Source organism: Nocardioides sp. FY1077 (assembly GCF_058681775.1).
Genome location: NZ_JBZWDB010000002.1, coordinates 467228 through 484375 on the forward strand (window position 1 = coordinate 467228; position 17148 = coordinate 484375).

Here is a 17148-nt window from a genome sequence, read left to right on the forward strand (position 1 = left end):
GACGTGGATCACATATGTCGGTGGGACATGTATAGGAGTGTGAGGCCGGTCACGTCAAGACATGAACCGGTCATTTCCGGGTGGCGCCCTGCGGAGCGGGAGAGCTGCGGGGCGCCGGGGCGCGCCCGCCCCCTGCACCGCCCGTGGGGGCGGTGCAGGGGGCGGGCCGGCGCGGCCGGCGCGGCGCTACAGGCTGCCGTCCAGGCGTCGCTGCACCTGCTCGAGCAGCTGGGCGGCGTGGGCGCCGTCGGCCACCCGGTGGTCGACGGTGAGGCCGGCCTCCACGGTGAGCGCGAGGCCGACGCCGCCGGTCACGGCCACCGGGCGCTGCGCGATGCTCCCGAGGCTGAGCACGCTGGCCTGCGGCGGGGTGAGCAGTGCCTGGAAGCGGTCGACTCCCATGCCGCCGAGGTTCGACAGCGAGGCGTTCGCCACGCCCATGTAGCTCGGGTCGAGCTTGCCGCGGTGGGCCGAGGCCACCACCGCCCGGATCTCGCGGTCGAGCTCGGCGGCCGTGTCGACGTCGGGCTCGGTGAACGTCGGCACCAGCAACCCGCGGTCGGTCGCCACCGCGAGAGCCACCGACGGGGGCGTCGCCGGGCTGGGCCGCTCGTCCTCCCACCGGCTGAGCAGCTCGGGCACCTCGCGCAGCGAGGCGGCGTAGGCCCGCAGGAGCACGGTGGTCCACGAGAGCCCGTGACGGCGCGCGTCGGCGGCGTCGAGGTGCAGCTGGCGCCACACCGTGAACTGCGGCACCGCAGCGCTCGGGCCCATCTTGCGGGCCACCGCCACCCGGATCGCCGTACGGCGGTCGGGCGCGGGCGGCCGCGCGGCGGCGGGGGCTGCCGGGGCGGCGGCCGCCGCGGGACGGTGCTCCGGGGGAGCAGGCGCCGCCTGCGGCTGCGGTGTCGGTGCGGGGGTCGCCGCCGGTGCGGGGGCCGCCGGGGTGAGCAGGGCCTCCACGTCGCCCACCCGCACCAGCCCGTCGGGGCCGGTGCCGCTGACCGTCGCGAGGTCGATGCCGTGCTCGGCGGCCAGGGCGCGGGCCCGGGGCACGGCGGCGACCGGTCCCGCAGCCGTCGGTGCCGCCGCCGGCGGCGGGGCCGTCGGTGCGGCGGCCTGCGGGGCAGGCGGTGCGGCCGGTGCGGGGGCGGGGACCGGGGTGGTCGTCTCGGCCACCAGCGTGGTGGCCGGCACCTCTGCGGCCGGCACCCCCTCGGTGGTGGTGTCGGTGGGCAGGGGCTCCGGCGCCGCGGCGGGCTCCGCGGCGGGTTCCGGGGCAGGGGTGGCCGGGGCCGCGGGTGCGGCGTCCGGAGCGGCGAGCAGGTCGCCGAACCCGCCACCGTCGTCCTCGCCCTCGACCCAGCCGATGGGCTCGCCGACAGCGGCGACCTCGCCGGAGTCCACGGTGATCTCGACGAGCGTGCCGGCGACGGTGCTCTCCACCTCCATGTCGACCTTGTCGGTCATCACCTCGCACACGACGTCGCCGGTCTCGACGGTGTCACCGACCGCGACCATCCAGGAGGCGAGCTCGCCCTCGGTCATCGTCATCGACATCTTCGGCATGCGGATGGCCAAGCGTGCCATCAGGACTCCTTCACCAGCGTCAGGGCGGCCTCGACGATGTCGTCGACCTGCGGGACCGAGGCGCGCTCCAGCTGCGGGGCGTAGGGGATGGGCGCGTCGAGGCCGCTGAGGCGGCGCACCGGGGCGAGCAGCCGGAACAGCGTGGGCGAGCCGGTGATCCGCGCGGCGATCTCGGCGGTGAACCCGGCGTGGCCGGGGGCCTCCTGCACGAGCAGGGCACGCCCGGTGCGCGAGACGTCGTCGAGGATGGGGGCGTCGTCGAGCGGGGTCAGCGTGCGCGGGTCGAGCACCGAGACCTCGATGCCCTCCGCCGCGAGGGTCTCGGCCGCCTCGAGGGAGCGCGAGACCATCACGCCGGTGGCCACGATGGTCAGGTCGGCGCCGCGGCGGTGCACCGCGGTCTCGCCGAGCGGCACCCGCACCGCCTCGGTCGGCACCGGCCCGGAGGTGCGGTAGAGCAGCTTGTGCTCGAGCACGATGACCGGGTTGGGGTCGTCGATGGCCGAGAGCAGCAGGCCCTTGGCGTCGGCCGCGGTCGCCGGCATCACCACCTTGAGCCCGGGCACGTGGGCGAACCACGCCTCCAGGCTCTGGGAGTGCTGGGCCGCCGCGCCGGTGCCGGACCCGGAGGGGGCGCGCAGCACCATCGGCACGCTCGCGGCGCCGCCGAGCATGTAGTGGATCTTCGCGGCCTGGTTGACTATCTGGTCCATCGCCTGGTTGGTGAAGTCGGAGAACTGGATCTCCACGATCGGGCGCATCCCCGCCAGCGCCGCACCCACCGCGGCACCGACGATGCCGAGCTCGGAGATGGGGGTGTCGCGGATGCGCTCCGGTCCGAAGCGGTGGAAGAGGTCGCCGCTGACGCCGAAGGCGCCGCCGTACACGCCGATGTCCTCCCCGAGCATGAAGACGCGCTCGTCGGCCTCCATGGCCTGGCCGATGGCCTCACGGACGGCCTCGGAGTAGGTGATGACGCGTTCTCCCGCGGGGGGCGAGGTGGGGTCGAGGGACGGGTCGAGGGTGGTGGTCATGGGTGCTCCTGTGCGTGCGGGCGGTCAGGCCGGGGCGAAGACGGCGGAGAGGAGGTCGGTCGGGTCGGCGTCGGGCGCCGCGTCGGCGGCACGGACGGCGTCGCGCATCGCGGCCATCGCCTCGGCGCGCACGGCCGCGACGGCGTCGGCGTCGAGCAGCCCCTGCTCCTGCACCACGGCCTCGAAGCGCACGATCGGGTCCTGGGCCCGCCAGCCGGCGATCTCCTCCTTGCTGCGGTACAGGTTCTTGTCGGACTTGGAGTGGCCCTTCCAGCGGTAGGTCACGTTCTCGACGAGGGTCGGGCCCTCACCGGCGCGGGCCCGGTCGACCGCGGTGGCCACGGCCTCGTGCACCGCCTGCACGTCGTTGCCGTCGACGGTCACGCCCGGGATGCCGTACGCCGTGGCGCGGTCGGCGACGTTGGCCACCGCCATCGACTTCTCGGTGGAGAACGACATGCCGTACTTGTTGTTCTCGCAGATGAAGACGACCGGCAGCTTCCAGATCGCGGCGAGGTTGACCGCCTCGTGGAACGCGCCCTCGTTGGCCGCGCCGTCGCCGAAGAAGCAGGCCACCACCCGGTCCTCGCCGCGCAGGCGGTAGGCCAGCGCCGCGCCGGTCGCGATCGGGATGCCGCCGGCGACGATGCCGTTGGCGCCGAGGTTGCCGGTGGCGACGTCGGCGATGTGCATCGAGCCGCCGCGGCCGCGGCAGTAGCCGGTCTCCTTGGCCAGCAGCTCGGCCATCATCCGCGTCAGGTCGGCGCCCTTGCCGATGCAGTGACCGTGGCCGCGGTGGGTGGAGGTGATCGCGTCGTCGTCCCGCAGCGCCATGCAGGCCCCGGTCGCCGAGGCCTCTTGGCCGATGGAGAGGTGCATGGTGCCGTGCATGAGGCCGCGGGCGAAGAGGTCGTCGACCGCCTCCTCGAAGCGGCGGATGGTCCACATCGTCAGCAGGGCGTGGCGGGCCCGGGTCGGGTCGGCGAGCGGGGCAGCAGTCATGATCGCTCCTTGCGCACATATGTGCATATGTCAGTCACGGATGTCCCGACTGTAGGTGACGTGGATCACCGCGGCAAGACCTGTGGTCGGCCGCCGGGGTTTTCACGCCCGTAACGCGGCGAAACAGCCCCCGAACAGAGCAGACCTAGCGTCGGCGGGGTGAAGGAGGCACCCGGATGGCGATGACTCGGCCCGCCGTCGGGCGCGGGTGACCCCGCGCGCGGCCCGCACGACGAGCCATGACGAGTGGCAGCCCGTCTGCCGCGTCAGCGAGCTCGAGGTCGAGCGCGGCGCCACCGCGCTCGTGCACGGCCAGGCGGTGGCGCTGTTCCGCACCCCCGAGGACGAGGTCTACGTGCTGGGCAACCACGACCCGTTCGCCAAGGCCTCGGTGCTGGCGCGCGGCATCGTCGGACGCCGCGGCGGGGTGCCGTTCGTGGCCTCGCCGGCCCACAAGCACGCCTTCGACCTGCGCACCGGACGCTGCCTCGACGAGGTCGGGGTCTCCGTGCCGGTCTACTGCGTCAAGGTCGTGGAGGGCACGGTGCTGGTGGGCCACCGCAAGGTCGACGCCGCCTGACAGGTCTCACCCACGAGGGCGGGGATCAGCCCGTCGGGCCGCCACGCCCCTGCAGCATCGCGACCGCGACGGCGGCCACGCCCTCCCCGCGACCGGTGAGGCCCAGGCCGTCGGTGGTGGTGGCCGAGACCGACACCGGTGCCCCGGCAGCGGCACCGAGGACGGCCTCCGCCTCGGCGCGGCGCGGGCCCAGGCGGGGGCGGTTCCCGATCACCTGCACCGACACGTTGACCACGTCGAAGCCGGCCGCGCGCACCCGCCGTACGGTCTCGGCGAGCAGCGCCGTGCCGGCCGCCCCGGCCCACTCCGGCTCGGAGGTACCGAAGTTCGTGCCGAGGTCGCCGAGGCCCGCGGCGCCGAGCAGGGCGTCGCAGGCGGCGTGGGCGGCGACGTCTGCGTCGGAGTGCCCCTCGAGGCCGAAGGGCTCGTCGGGCCAGGCGAGGCCGGCCAGGTGCATCGGGCGCCCGGCGACGAGGCGGTGGACGTCGGTGCCGAGGCCGACGCGGGGGCCCAGCGGGGGTTCCTGCACGCCGATGATGATGCCTGAGCCATGATCGGGGCGTGGAACGACCCCGGGACCTGTGGCCGCCCGCCGGCCTGGTGGCCGGCTGGGCCGGCCTGCTGACCAGCTACGCCGCGGCGATGCTGATGACCATCCGCGAGTCGCCGGTGGTGGCCATCGCCGAGCTGGTGATCCGGCTGACCCCGGGAGCGGTGGCCGAGCGGGCCATCCGCTTCCTCGGGACCCTCGACAAGCCGTTCCTCGTCGTGGTCATCCTGCTGCTGGCCTCCTGGATCTTCTGGGGCACCGGCCGCCTCGCCCGCACCCGCTGGTGGGCCCCCGCCGCCGTCTACTCGGCGCTCGCCGTCTTCACCGCCGTGGCCGTGATGCTGCAGCGCAGCGCCACCACCATCGACCTGGTGCCGGTCGCGATCGGCTACGTCACCTGGATGGTGGCGCTCTCGCTGCTGACCGAGCCGCTGCGCCGCCGCGACCGCGCGCTGGCCGACGGCAGCCTGGACCCCGAGACCGCGGCCGCCGCCGACGCCGGCACCCGGCGCGCGTTCGTGGTGCGGGCGGGCCTCATGGTCGGCGTGGGCGTCGTGCTCGGGGTGGCCGGGCGCGTGCTCGGCTCCGGGCGCCGCCACGTCGAGGAGACCCGCAAGCTGCTCAAGATCGACGGCGTCACCGAGCCCGCCGTGCCGGCCGGCGCCCGCATCGAGGTCGACGGCATCTCGCCGTGGATGACCCCCAGCGAGGACTTCTACCTCATCCACACCGCCATCGTCGTACCCGCCATCGAGCCGGCCGACTGGACGCTGCGCATCCACGGCATGGTGGAGCGCGAGGTCGTCGTCACCTACCAGGACCTCCTCGACCGCGAGCTCACCGAGGCGTGGGTGACCCTCAACTGCGTGTCGAACCCCGTCGGCGGCGACCTGATCGGCAACGCCTGGTGGAGCGGCGTGCGCATCGCCGACCTGCTCGAGGAGGCCGGCGTGCGAGCCGGGGCCGACGCGGTGCTGCAGACTTCCGAGGACGGCTGGAACTGCGCCACCCCGCTCGCCGCGCTCACCGACGGGCGCGACGCGATGCTGGCGGTGGCGATGAACGGCAAGCCGCTGCCCATCGACCACGGCTTCCCCGTGCGCTCCGTCGTCCCGGGGCTCTACGGGTACGTCTCGGGGACGAAGTGGGTCGTCGACTACGAGGTCACCCGCTTCGCCGACGTCGACGCCTACTGGACCCAGCGCGGCTGGGGCGAGCAGGGCCCGGTGAAGATGTCGTCGCGCGTCGACGTGCCGTCGTCGGGCTCGGAGGTCGCCGCCGGGACGGTGCGGGTCGCCGGCGTCGCGTGGTCGCAGCACACCGGGATCTCGGCGGTGCAGTTCTCCGTGGACGGCGGCCCGTGGATGGACGCCGAGCTCGGGCGGGTGCCGAGCGACGACACCTGGGTGCAGTGGGTCGGCGAGACCGACGTGCCGCCCGGTGACCACGTCGTGCGGGTGCGGGCCACCGACGCCACCGGTCTGGTGCAGACCGCCGTCGAGCGCGACGTGCTCCCCGACGGCGCCACCGGCCTCGCCTCGGTCGACTTCACCGCGCGGGGCTAGGCGCCGGGGGTCTCGATACACCTCGTCGCTGGCGCTCCTCGGCACTCGACCACCGAGGCCCGGTTCGTCGGTCGAGCAGCGAGCGCCAGCGAGCGTATCGAGACCCGTGGCGCCGAGGTCTCGATACACCTCGTCGCTGGCGCTCCTCGGCACTCGACCAACGAGGGCGAGCGAGTCGAGACCAGGGGGCCGAGAGTCTCGGTCCATCGGTCGAGCGGCGAGGGTGGGCGTGCCGAGACCCGGCCGCCGCGGGCGGGCTACCAGCTGCGGTGGGTGCCGGGGCTGGGCAACGGGTGGTCGGCGTCGGTGACGACGTAGGCGAGGCCGCCGGAGGTGGGGAGCCAGGCGTCCTCGAACTGCCCGCGGTCGTAGGTGCGGCGCACCCCGCTGCGCTCGCGCGCGGCCGGGTCGTTGACCACGACGTCGCCGGAGCGGGTGAACCCGACGACGACCAGCAGGTGGCCGGCGGTCGACGAGATCGGGGCTCCGGTCAGCTCACCGGAGCCAAAGGAGATCGAGGTGATCACCGGGATGCCGGCGGCCACGAGGTCCTCGGCCTGGCGCAACGACTTCAGTCGGGTCACGAACGCCCCGCCCTCGTCGCCGGAGGTCGTGTGCGCGGCGGCGTAGGCGGTGTTGAAGGGCCAGTTGCCGGTGCCGTCGTAGGCGTGGTCGTAGGTGGAGCGGGCGGCCGCGTCGACCCACGGGTCGACGTGGTCGTCGCCCACCCAGGCGTAGGAGGCCGGGTCGGGCAGGGCGTCGTAGTAGCCCAGGACCATCGAGGTGGCGGTGGGGGAGCACCACGCCTCGCCGCCGCCGCCCCACTGCGGGTAGTGGCCCTGGTGGACCATCTGCGAGTAGCGGGGCACGTCGAGGACGACGCCGCGGGCGACGCCGGGCTGCGACGTCGCGACGTCGCCGGCGGGCAGCCGCGACGACACCGCGCCCACCATGCCGAACGACGGCACCTTGGTGCGCGCGCCGTCGCGCTGCACCAGCGAGACGCGCAGCTGCCAGACCTGGGCGCCGCGGTCGTCACCGACCTGCCAGGTGTCGACGGCCACCGAGCCGAGGTCGTCGTCCTGGCCGGAGACGGTCGTGCGCTCGAGGTGGGTGTCGGCAGCGGCCCAGCGGCCCAGGGTGTCCCACGACGACGTGGCGCCGGCGGGACCGCGGCCGCGCACCTCGACCTCCACCCAGCTGTCGCCGGGGGTGCGGGCCTCCCAGGAGGCGACCAGCTCGGTGAGGCCGAAGCCGGGGTCGACCCACGGCGTCGACCAGCGGGCCACGTCGTAGGCGCGGCCGTCGACGGTGCGGGTGGCCACCGGGTCGTCGAGGAAGACGCGCCCGCGGGCGGCGCGGGTCCCGGTGAAGGTGCCGCGGCGCAGCGCGGTGGCGTCGTCGAAGCGGGTCTGATCGACGTGGCGCGTCGCCACCCGGGCCGACGTGGTGGCGCGCTCGCTCGCGGCGGCGGTGCCGGCGCCGCCGGCGGTTCTGTCAGCGGTGCCGTCGGCGGCGCCGGCCGGGCCCGGGGCGAGCAGGCCGGCGGCGACCAGCAGGGCGACGGGCACGGGGGCGAGGCGTCGAGATCGGGACATGACCCCGACGATAGGTCACTCCCGTCACTCTGGTCACAGGATCCGACGATGCGCCCGCGGGGGCGCCGCGCTCCTAGACTGGGCGGGTGACGCTCAGGCTCTACGACACCGCGACGCGCGGGGTGCGCGACTTCGTCCCCCTCCAGGAGGGTCGGGCGGGTCTCTACCTGTGCGGGCTCACGGTGCAGTCCGAGCCGCACGTCGGGCACGTGCGCTCCGGGGTGGTCTTCGACGTCCTGCAGCGCTGGCTGCGCCGCTCCGGCTACGACGTCACCTTCATCCGCAACGTCACCGACATCGACGACAAGATCCTCACCAAGGCCGCCGAGCAGGGCCGGCCGTGGTTCAACCTCGCCTACGCGATGCACCGCGAGCTCGACCGCGCGTACGCCGCGCTCAACGTCGCGCCGCCGACGTACGAGCCCGCGGCCACCGGCCACGTGCCGGAGATGGTCGAGCTGATCAGCACGTTGGTCGAGAAGGGGCACGCCTACGCCGCGGCCGACGGCTCGGGCGACGTCTACTTCGACGTGCGGTCGTGGCCGGCGTACGGCGAGCTGACCCGGCAGGGCATCGACGACATGGAGGCGGCCGAGGACGCCGACCCCCGCGGCAAGCGCGACCCCCGCGACTTCGCGCTCTGGAAGGGCCGCAAGGCCGCCGAGCCGGAGACCGCGTCGTGGCCGAGCCCGTGGGGCCGCGGCCGACCGGGCTGGCACATCGAGTGCTCGGCGATGGCCGGCAAGTACCTCGGGTCGGCCTTCGACATCCACGGCGGCGGCGTCGACCTGCGCTTCCCCCACCACGAGAACGAGCAGGCGCAGTCGCGCGCCGCCGGCCACCCGTTCGCCTCCTACTGGCTGCACAACGCGTGGATCACCACGGCCGGCGAGAAGATGAGCAAGTCGCTGGGCAACACGCTGTCGATCCCGTCGGTGCTGCAGCGCGTGCGCGGGGTGGAGCTGCGGTTCTACCTGGTGGCGGCCCACTACCGCAGCCACGTGGAGTTCAGCTTCGAGGCGCTCGACGAGGCAGCGCAGGGCTTCCGCCGCATCGAGGGCTTCCTCGACCGCGCCGGTCGCGGTGACGTCACCGACGCCGCACCCGACGTCCTGCCGGAGGCCTTCGTGGCAGCGCTGGACGACGACCTCGGCACCCCGGCGGCCGTCGCGGTGCTCTACGACGCCGTGCGCGAGGGCAACCGCCTGCTCGCCGCCGACGACCGTGCCGGCGCCCGCGCCCTCTCCGACCAGGTGGTGGCGATGCTCGACGTGCTCGGCCTCGACCCCGCCGACGCCGCCTGGGGCCCCGCCCCCGGCGGTGACGACCAGCTCACCCACGCCGTCGACGTCCTCGTCGGCGGCCTCCTCGAGCAGCGCGACGCGGCCCGGGCCGCCAAGGACTGGCCCACGGCCGACGCCCTGCGCGACCGGCTCACCACCGCCGGCATCGCGATCGAGGACACCCCCGACGGACCGAAGTGGAGCATCGGCTGATGCCAGGTAATTCGCAGCGCAAGGGCGCCATCAAGAAGACCGGCAAGGGCAACCCGACCGCCGGCTCCGGGGGCCGCGTGCGTCGTGGCCTCGAGGGCCGTGGCCCGACGCCCAAGGCGACCGACCGGCCCTACCACCAGGCCCACAAGGACGCGAAGCGCGCCGAGAAGTCGGCCGAGCGGCGCCCGCAGAAGCGGCGCCGCACCGGCTCCAGCGACATCGAGTGGATCGCGGGCCGCAACTCCGTGGTCGAGGCGCTGCGCGAGGGCGTGCCGGTCAGCGGCGTGTACGTCGCCGAGGGCGCCGAGCGCGACGGGCGGCTGCGCGAGGCGTTCGCGCTGGCCTCCGACAAGGGCATCAGCCTGCTCGAGGTGGGTCGCGGCGAGCTCGACCGGCTCACCCAGGGCGCCGTGCACCAGGGCCTGGCCGCGAAGATCCCGGCCTACGCCTACGCCCACCCCGACGACCTGCTCGACCGCGCCGAGGAGCTCGGCGAGCCGCCGCTCATCGTCGTGCTCGACCAGGTGACCGACCCGCGCAACCTCGGCGCGGTCGTGCGCAGCGCGGCCGGCTTCGGCGCCCACGGCGTGGTGATCCCCGAGCGGCGTGCCGCCGGGATGACCGCCTCGGCGTGGAAGACCAGCGCCGGCGCCGCGGCCCGCATCCCGGTCGCCCAGGCGGTCAACCTGGTGCGCCAGCTGAAGGCCTACCAGGAGGCCGGCTGCATGGTCGTCGGCCTGAGCGCCGACGGCACCGTCGCGCTGCCCGACCTCGACCTCGCCGACGGGCCCCTCGTGGTCGTCGTCGGCTCCGAGGGCAACGGCCTGTCGCGGCTGGTGGCCGAGACCTGCGACCAGCTGGTGTCGATCCCGATGGCCAACCAGGTCGAGTCGCTGAACGCCGGCGTCGCCGCCTCGGTCACCCTCTACGCCGTCGCCCAGGCCCGCGCCTGACGCACCGCCCCGGCGGGCGCCCGCAGCGCCGCCGAGCACCACGCCCGTGACCCACCACCCCGCCGACCCGCCCGCGCTGCCCGCGCCGGCGGGTCGGCGGCGTCGGCCTCCGATCGCGCGCGTGCCGGCGTACGTCGTCGTGTGGCTGGTGACCGCTGCGCTCGCGGGGCTGGTGCTGTTCGCGGTCAGCGAGCGCGAGGTCAACCTGGCCAGCCACGACGCGGTGGTGCGCCCGAGCACGTCGGGCGAGCTGGTGGTGCGCACCGGACCGGTGCTGCCCGACGTCCGGGTCGACTCCGGCGGTCGCCTGGGTCTCGAGGTGGTGCTCGGCAAGACCGACGCCACCAGCACCGCCGTCCTGCTCGACCGCTACGCGCTGATCGCGGCCAACCCGGAGGGCGTCGAGCTGCGGCTGCGCGACGTGGTGCGCGACATGGCCCTCGACGCCGCGCTGCGGGGTGCGGCGCTCGGGCTGCTGCCGGTGCTGGGGTGGGTGCTGCTCGGGGCCGGACGCCGTCGCGACCTGCTGCGGGCCGCACGCACCCGCCGGGGCCCGCTGGCGCTGCTGCTGGCGGCCGGGCTGGTCGTGGCGCTGTGGCAGCCGTGGACCGGTGAGCCGGAGGGCCTCGGCGACGACCAGGACTGGCAGAGCCTGCAGGACCTGCTCGGGCCGCGGGTGCCGGTGCCTGCCGGGCTCGACGACGTGGAGGTGCTCGGCGACCTCACCACGGCCCAGACCACCCGGCTCGTCGAGAGCGCCGTCGACACCTACGACACCAGCCAGCAGTTCTACGCCGACGCCGCCGAGGCCGCCGCCGACCTCGACCTGCGCGAGCCCGCCGACGACGAGACGGTCGCGGTCCTCGTCTCCGACCGCCACCTCAACATCGGCATGGACGCCGTGGCGGCCGCCGTGGGAGCCGCCGCCGGGGCCACCGCCGTGCTCGACGCCGGCGACGACACCTCGACCGGCCAGCCCTGGGAGGCGTTCTCGCTCGACTCCCTCGACGCCGCCTTCGACGGCGAGCCCTGGGACGAGGATCGCTGGGCGGTGGCCGGCAACCACGACAACGGCGACTTCGTGCCCGGCTACCTCGCCGACCGCGGCTGGACGGTGCCGGCCGGCGAGGTCGTCGACGGGCCCGGCGGCAGCGACCTGCTCGGCGTCTCCGACCCCCGCGCCAGCGGGCTCGGTAGCTGGCGCGACGAGGCGGGCCTCGGGTTCAACGAGCTCGCCGAGCGCCTCGGCGACGCCGCCTGCGCCGCCGACGACCGCATCGAGACGGTGCTGGTGCACGACGCCAACATGGCCGTCGAGGTGCTGGAGCGCGGCTGCGCCGACCTCGTGGTCGGCGGCCACTCGCACGTCCAGCGCGGGCCCGAGGCCGTGACGGGGGAGAACGGCGCGGTGGGCTACCGCCTCACCAACGGCACGACCGGCGGTGCGGCGTACGCCATCGCGGTGGGCAGCAAGATCCGTCGCCCCGCAGACATCAGCCTGGTGACCTACCGCGACGGCCGGCCCGCCGGGGTGCAGTCGGTGCAGCTGCAGAGCGACGGCACCTTCCTGGTGCGCCCCTACGTCGAGCTCGACCTCGCCGCCGCCGACTGACCTACCTGGTCGCCGGCCGGCCGGCCTGGCCGAGCCGCGGCCGGCGTACCTGTCGGCCCGGACCCGCACTTGTCGGCCCATGCGACGGCCGACAGGTGCGGGTTTCACCAGCCGGCTGGTGAAACCCGACTCCCGGCCGGGGTTGTCAGCCCAAACCCTTGGTTGTCGGCCGAAGCCTCGGTCGACAACCAAGGGTTTCACCGGATATCCGGTGAAACCCGCGGCAGGGCCTCAGGGCTGGTCGAGCGCGACGACCTCGTCGGGACGGCGGGGCAGCACGGTGGCGACGTAGTCGCGGGCGGTGTCGAAGATGTCGACCTCGCGCCCGGCCTGCTCGGAGAGGTACCACCGGTGCTCGAGGATCTCGTGGAACACCTCGGCCGGCTCCAGCTTGCCGCGCGCGTCGGGCGGCACCAGCGCGGTGACGGGCTCGTAGATGCGGGTCAGCCAGCGGTTGGCGACCAGCGAGCGGTCCTCGCGCCCGAGGTCGTGGTGGGCGGTGAACGACGCGAGGTCGTTGAGCAGCCGCCGGGCCTGCGCGTCCTCGACGTTCAGGCCGGTGAGGGCCCGCAGCTCGCGGCAGTGGTGGCCGAGGTCGACGACCTTGGGCTGGATGCGGACCTGGTCGCCGTCGAAGTCGGTGACGATGTCGAGCTCGTCGACGTCGAAGCCGAGGTCGTTGAGCCGGTCGATGCGCTGCTCGATGCGCCACATCTCGCCGACGGAGAACTGCTCGGCGCCGGTGAGCTCGTCCCACAGCTCGTGGTAGCGCCGGGCCAGCAGGTCGACCACGTCGTGGGGCCGCAGCTCGTGGTCGACGGCCCGGCTGGCCTGCAGGTCGAGCAGCTCGGCGAACACGTTCTCGGTCGCCACGGTGACGTCGTGCTCGCGCAGCCGCGGCGAGAGCGTGGAGTTGAGCTCGCCGGTCTCGGCGTCCACGAGGTAGGCGGCGAACCCGCCCGCGCTGCGGCGGAACAGCACGTTCGACAGCGACACGTCGCCCCAGTAGAAGTCGGCGAGGTGGAGGCGCACCAGCAGCACGACGAGCGCGTCGACCAGCGAGGGGAGGCCGTCGGCGGTGGTGCCGTGGCTGAACAGGCTGCGGTAGGGCAGCGAGAACTGGAGGTGCTCGGTGAGCAGGGCCGCCGGCAGCTCCTCGCCGTGGGCGTCGGTGCGCCCCGCCACCACGCCCTGCGGCACGACCGCCGGCAGCCCGAGGCGCCCGAGGTCGCGCAGCAGCCGGTACTCGCGGAACGCGATCGCCTCCACGGTCTCCTTCACCGCGTAGGTGCGTCCGTGCAGCCGCACGATCCGTACGACGTGACGCGACAGCCCGCGCGGCAGCGGTACGACGACCCGGTCGTCCCACTCCTCCAGCGGCGTCGACCAGGGCAGCGTGACGATCGCCGGGTCGGGCCGGTGGGCCACGATGCGCAGGGCCATCACGCGACCCTAGTGGTGGCGCGAGCCGCTCGCCAGGGACCGCGGCCGGGCACCGGCGGGCGACGTCGCTACGATGACCCGGCGCTCCTCGGGCGCACGCCGGTGTAGCTCAGTAGGTAGAGCGCTTCTCTTGTAAAGAAGATGTCGCGGGTTCGACTCCTGTCACCGGCTCCGTACGGAGCCCGCCTCCCACCCGCAGTGGTCTCGAGACGCTCGCTGGCGCCCGTTCCTCGACCACCGTCGACGAAGGCCGCTACGGCGGCGGCTGCCCCGCGGCGCTCGCGGGCGCCTCGACCACCGCGGACCGAGCCCGACCCAGCTCAGCGCAGGCGGCGCGGGGTGAAGGTGGCCGGGGGGTGGGCGATGTCGTGCTGGGCGGCGACGAGCTGGATCTCGCGGGTGCCGGCGGCGATGGTCTGCTCGAGCACCGCGAACACCGAGCCGGTGGTGCGCGCCAGCGCCTGCTCGGGGGAGCCGGTCTCGTGCAGGTGGGCGAGGTAGAGCGCGGCGGTGACGTCGCCGCAGCCGTTGGGGCTGATCGGCAGCAGCGGCGTGGTGACGGCCCAGGCCCCCGCGTCGGAGACCGCCACGACGTCGAGGTGGCCCTCCGGCACGGCGTCGTGCAGCACGCTGGTCACCAGCACGTCGCGGGGGCCGCGGGCGCGCACGACGTCGACGGCGTCGAGCACCTCCGCGAGGGTGCGGGTGGTGGTGCCGGCGAGGAAGTCGAGCTCGAAGTGGTTGGGCGTCACCACGTCGGCGGCCGGCACGACGGTGTCGCGCATGAACTCGGGGATGCCGGGGCGCACGAACATGCCGCGGCCGACGTCGCCCATGACCGGGTCGCAGCAGTAGACGGCGTCCGGGTTGAGCGCCTTGACCTGCGCGACGGCGTCGAGCACCACGGCCCCGACGGCGGGGTCGCCCTGGTAGCCCGAGAGCACCGCGTCGGCCTGCCCCAGCACGCCGCGCTCGCCGATGCCGGTGATCACGTCGCGCACGTCGTCGGGCGAGAGCAGCGGGCCGCGCCAGGCGCCGTACCCGGTGTGGTTGGAGAAGTGCACCGTGAGCACCGGCCACACCTCGTGCCCGAGGCGCTGCAGCGGGAAGACCGCTGCGGAGTTGCCGACGTGCCCGTAGGCCACCGAGGACTGGATGGAGAGGATCTGCACGTCGCCATCGTGGCACCCGCCCCGTCGACGTGGCAGCCTGGCCGGGTGTCCGCCCCGCGTACCTACCCGCCCGACCGCTACACCGGCGCCGAGGGCGAGGTCTCCGCGTGGTCCCGCCTGGCCTCCGAGCCGCCCGACCTGACGCTGCCCGGCGGCGGCTCGTGCGAGTACCTCGCCCAGGGCGGGCGCACCGGCGGCCGCTACGGGCTCTACCGGTGGACGTTCGGCGAGGAGGAGAGCGGCCCGGCGGCGCACTTCCACCGCTCGATCAGCGAGCAGTTCTACGTGCTGTCGGGCGAGGTGCGCCTGTACGACGGCCGCTCGTGGCTGCGCGCGGGGCCCGGCGACTTCGTGCACGTGCCGGAGGGCGGGGTGCACGGGTTCCGCGGCGGCGGGGGCGCCTCGATGCTGCTGATGTTCTCACCGGGCGCGCCCCGCGAGGAGTACTTCGAGACCCTCGCGCGGGCCGAGCCGGTGAGCGACGACGAGCGCGCCGCGTTCATGCTGCGCCACGACACCTACTGGGTGTGAGCACCCCGACCGGCGCCGGAGGCGCCGCGCCCGACCTGCGGGAGGTGCGCACGCAGCGGCTCCTGCTGACCGCGATGGCGACCGACGACGCCGAGGGGCTGCACGCCGTGCTGTCGGACGCCCGGGGGTGGTGGTTCGACCCCGCGGCCCGGCACGCCGACCTGGCGCGCACCGCGGGCTTCGCGGAGCGTGCAGCCGCCCGGTGGCCCACCGAGGCGCTGTCGTACTGGACGGCGCGCGACGCGACGACCGGCGAGGTGGTCGGCCTCGGTGGCTCGCAGCGCCACCGCAGCGGGGTGTGGAACCTCAGCTACCGCATCGCCACCCACCGGTGGGGCGAGGGGCTGGCCGTCGAGCTGGCCCACGCCGGCCTCGTCGCGGCCACCGCGGTGGACGCCGGCTCGCCCGTGGTGGCGTTCGTGCTCGACGCCAACGTCGCCTCCGCGCGGGTGGCGCAGCGCCTCGGGCTGCGTGACCGCGGCCTGGTGGTCGACGCCAACGACGGCGCCGTGCGCCGCGCCTGGGCCGACCGGCCGCTGCCCGCCCTCGACTAGGCGGTGGTGGGACCACGACGCGCCCGCCCCGGGGTCGGGACGGGCGCGCGGGTATCGGCCGGTCGGCCGAGGACGGTGGTGCAGGTCAGCCGATCAGGCGCTGGGCGATGCCCTTCTTCTGCTCGGTGGCGCGCTGCTGCTCGCCGGCCAGCGAGGTGACCACGACGAGCGCACCGGTGATCGCGGGCACGACCCACTGCAGGGTGGCCAGCTTCTTCTGGGCGGCGGCGACGTCGTCCGGGGTGTGCGAGGAGGGCGTGGTGCCCGACTCGACCGGCACGCGGGGCTGCTCGGAGACCTTCTTGCCGAGGGCACGCGAGTAGGCGGTGGCGCCGAGGGCGGCCACGGTCAGGCCGGTCTTGGCCAGCGCCATCGAGGCGACGCCCTCCTGGGCGGCCATCCGGCCGGCGTTGCCGCTGAGCTGGCCGACGCTGCCGACGAGGTGGGCACCGATGGCGGCCGCGTTGACCGGGGTCCAGCGGTCCCAGCCCTTGTTGGCGACGGCGCCGGAGCTGCTCTCGCCGGTGGCCTCGGCAGCGGCGGGGTTCAGCGCGACGGCGTTGGCCAGCGTGCCGCCGAACCACGCAGCCAGGCCGACGTCGTGCAGGGAGCGGGACAGGGTGTTGCGAGCCATGGTGGTCTCCTCGGGGAGGACAGGTGTGGAGGGGATGGACCTCCTCGGTACCCACGACTCCGGGGGTGACCCACAGCCCGGCCCGATCAGCGGCTGTCCTCACCTCTCCGGGCGGGCAGGCGCACGCCGGCGCGTCACGCCTCCGGCAGCTGCCACGCCACCGGTGCCCCGCCCTGCTCCACCAGCAGGGCGTCGACGCGGCTGAAGGGGCGCGAGCCGAAGAAGCCGCGGCTCGCCGACAGCGGCGAGGGGTGCACCGACTCCACGGCCGGGACGGCGCCCAGCACGGGCTTCAGCGACTGGGCGTCGCGGCCCCACAGCACCGCCACCAGCGGGCCGCCGCGCGCCACCAGCGCCTCGATCGCACACCGGGTCACCGCCTCCCACCCCTTGCCGCGGTGGGACGCCGGGGTACCCGGGCGCACCGTCAGCACGCGGTTGAGCAGCATCACGCCGGCGTCGGCCCAGGCCGTCAGGTCGCCGTGGGCGGGCGTGGTCACCCCCAGGTCGTCGCGCAGCTCGGTGTAGATGTTGGCCAGGCTGCGCGGCACGGGACGCACGTGGGGGTCGACGGCGAAGCTCAGCCCGATGGGGTGGCCGACGGTCGGGTAGGGGTCCTGGCCCACCACCAGCACCCGGACGTCGGCCAGCGGACGCCGGAACGCGCGGAAGACCTGGTCGCCGGCCGGCAGGTAGGCGCGCCCGGCCGCGACCTCGGCGCGCAGGAACGTGCCCATCGCGGCCACCTGCTCGTCGACCGGCGCGAGGGCCTGGGCCCAGTCGGGGGCCATCAGGCCCTTGTCCACCAGTCCGGCCAGGGCGCTCATGGCCGCG

General features: G+C 74.8%; 16 protein-coding genes and 1 tRNA gene. 8 read left to right on the top strand and 9 right to left on the bottom strand.

Annotated elements, in window-relative coordinates; translation table 11 throughout:
• Window positions 1-186 precede the first annotated feature (186 nt).
• Genes AC4OR8_RS07165 through AC4OR8_RS07175 form a run of 3 tightly spaced genes read right to left on the bottom strand, consistent with a single transcriptional unit; the run spans window position 187 to window position 3626 of the window.
• Window positions 187-1590: a 2-oxo acid dehydrogenase subunit E2 gene (locus tag AC4OR8_RS07165; RefSeq protein WP_492164850.1), complete on the bottom strand. Its 1404-nt coding sequence runs from the start codon at window positions 1588-1590 to the stop codon at window positions 187-189.
• Window positions 1590-2624, bottom strand: coding sequence for an alpha-ketoacid dehydrogenase subunit beta (locus AC4OR8_RS07170; RefSeq protein WP_492164851.1), 1035 nt, complete (start codon window positions 2622-2624; stop codon window positions 1590-1592). The genes AC4OR8_RS07165 and AC4OR8_RS07170 overlap by 1 nt, the downstream gene beginning before the upstream one ends.
• A gap of 24 nt (window positions 2625-2648) precedes the next feature.
• Complete coding sequence (locus AC4OR8_RS07175; protein ID WP_492164852.1) at window positions 2649-3626, bottom strand: thiamine pyrophosphate-dependent dehydrogenase E1 component subunit alpha; 978 nt, start codon at window positions 3624-3626, stop codon at window positions 2649-2651.
• A gap of 208 nt (window positions 3627-3834) precedes the next feature.
• Between AC4OR8_RS07175 and nirD the strand changes: the two genes are divergently transcribed.
• On the top strand, window positions 3835-4206 hold the full coding sequence (gene nirD, locus AC4OR8_RS07180; protein WP_492164853.1) for a nitrite reductase small subunit NirD: 372 nt from the start codon (window positions 3835-3837) through the stop codon (window positions 4204-4206).
• Window positions 4207-4231: 25 nt separating this feature from the next.
• On the opposite strand, the gene ispF is transcribed toward nirD, so the two are convergent.
• Entirely contained in the window at window positions 4232-4735 is a 504-nt protein-coding gene (ispF, locus tag AC4OR8_RS07185) for a 2-C-methyl-D-erythritol 2,4-cyclodiphosphate synthase (RefSeq protein WP_492164854.1), read from the bottom strand.
• 32 nt (window positions 4736-4767) lie between these two features.
• Here ispF and AC4OR8_RS07190 point away from each other — a divergent pair, with 32 nt between their 5' ends.
• On the top strand, window positions 4768-6321 hold the full coding sequence (locus tag AC4OR8_RS07190; RefSeq protein ID WP_492164855.1) for a molybdopterin-dependent oxidoreductase: 1554 nt from the start codon (window positions 4768-4770) through the stop codon (window positions 6319-6321).
• 257 nt (window positions 6322-6578) lie between these two features.
• Here AC4OR8_RS07190 and AC4OR8_RS07195 read toward each other — a convergent pair whose 3' ends face one another.
• A complete protein-coding gene (locus AC4OR8_RS07195) occupies window positions 6579-7919 on the bottom strand; it encodes a C39 family peptidase (RefSeq protein ID WP_492164856.1) in 1341 nt (446 codons plus the stop codon).
• Between the two features lie 86 nt (window positions 7920-8005).
• Here AC4OR8_RS07195 and cysS point away from each other — a divergent pair, with 86 nt between their 5' ends.
• Genes cysS through AC4OR8_RS07210 form a run of 3 tightly spaced genes read left to right on the top strand, consistent with a single transcriptional unit; the run spans window position 8006 to window position 11980 of the window.
• On the top strand, window positions 8006-9415 hold the full coding sequence (cysS, locus tag AC4OR8_RS07200) for a cysteine--tRNA ligase (protein WP_492164857.1): 1410 nt from the start codon (window positions 8006-8008) through the stop codon (window positions 9413-9415).
• Window positions 9415-10368, top strand: a complete 954-nt coding sequence (gene rlmB, locus AC4OR8_RS07205) for a 23S rRNA (guanosine(2251)-2'-O)-methyltransferase RlmB (RefSeq protein ID WP_492164858.1) — start codon at window positions 9415-9417, stop codon at window positions 10366-10368. Before cysS ends, rlmB begins: the two co-directional genes overlap by 1 nt.
• A 46-nt stretch (window positions 10369-10414) precedes the next feature.
• Window positions 10415-11980: a metallophosphoesterase gene (locus AC4OR8_RS07210; protein WP_492164859.1), complete on the top strand. Its 1566-nt coding sequence runs from the start codon at window positions 10415-10417 to the stop codon at window positions 11978-11980.
• Between the two features lie 231 nt (window positions 11981-12211).
• On the opposite strand, the gene AC4OR8_RS07215 is transcribed toward AC4OR8_RS07210, so the two are convergent.
• The gene (locus AC4OR8_RS07215) at window positions 12212-13423 is read right to left on the bottom strand and encodes a DUF4032 domain-containing protein (protein WP_492164860.1); all 1212 of its coding nucleotides are present in this window, start codon (window positions 13421-13423) and stop codon (window positions 12212-12214) included.
• Between the two features lie 98 nt (window positions 13424-13521).
• Here AC4OR8_RS07215 and AC4OR8_RS07220 point away from each other — a divergent pair.
• Window positions 13522-13594 (top strand) — tRNA-Thr (locus AC4OR8_RS07220).
• Window positions 13595-13743: 149 nt separating this feature from the next.
• On the opposite strand, the gene pdxY is transcribed toward AC4OR8_RS07220, so the two are convergent.
• Entirely contained in the window at window positions 13744-14595 is an 852-nt protein-coding gene (pdxY, locus tag AC4OR8_RS07225; protein WP_492164861.1) for a pyridoxal kinase PdxY, read from the bottom strand.
• A 45-nt stretch (window positions 14596-14640) separates the two neighbouring features.
• Here pdxY and AC4OR8_RS07230 point away from each other — a divergent pair, with 45 nt between their 5' ends.
• Window positions 14641-15126: a cupin domain-containing protein gene (locus tag AC4OR8_RS07230; protein ID WP_492164862.1), complete on the top strand. Its 486-nt coding sequence runs from the start codon at window positions 14641-14643 to the stop codon at window positions 15124-15126.
• Window positions 15123-15680, top strand: a complete 558-nt coding sequence (locus tag AC4OR8_RS07235) for a GNAT family N-acetyltransferase (protein ID WP_492164863.1) — start codon at window positions 15123-15125, stop codon at window positions 15678-15680. The genes AC4OR8_RS07230 and AC4OR8_RS07235 overlap by 4 nt, the downstream gene beginning before the upstream one ends.
• A gap of 85 nt (window positions 15681-15765) precedes the next feature.
• Here the strand turns inward: AC4OR8_RS07235 and AC4OR8_RS07240 are convergent, their stop codons facing one another.
• Together AC4OR8_RS07240 and AC4OR8_RS07245 are read right to left on the bottom strand one after the other, a co-directional pair.
• A complete protein-coding gene (locus tag AC4OR8_RS07240) occupies window positions 15766-16314 on the bottom strand; it encodes a hypothetical protein (RefSeq protein WP_492164864.1) in 549 nt (182 codons plus the stop codon).
• 134 nt (window positions 16315-16448) lie between these two features.
• Complete coding sequence (locus AC4OR8_RS07245) at window positions 16449-17141, bottom strand: uracil-DNA glycosylase (RefSeq protein ID WP_492164865.1); 693 nt, start codon at window positions 17139-17141, stop codon at window positions 16449-16451.
• Between the last annotated feature and the right edge of the window lie 7 nt (window positions 17142-17148).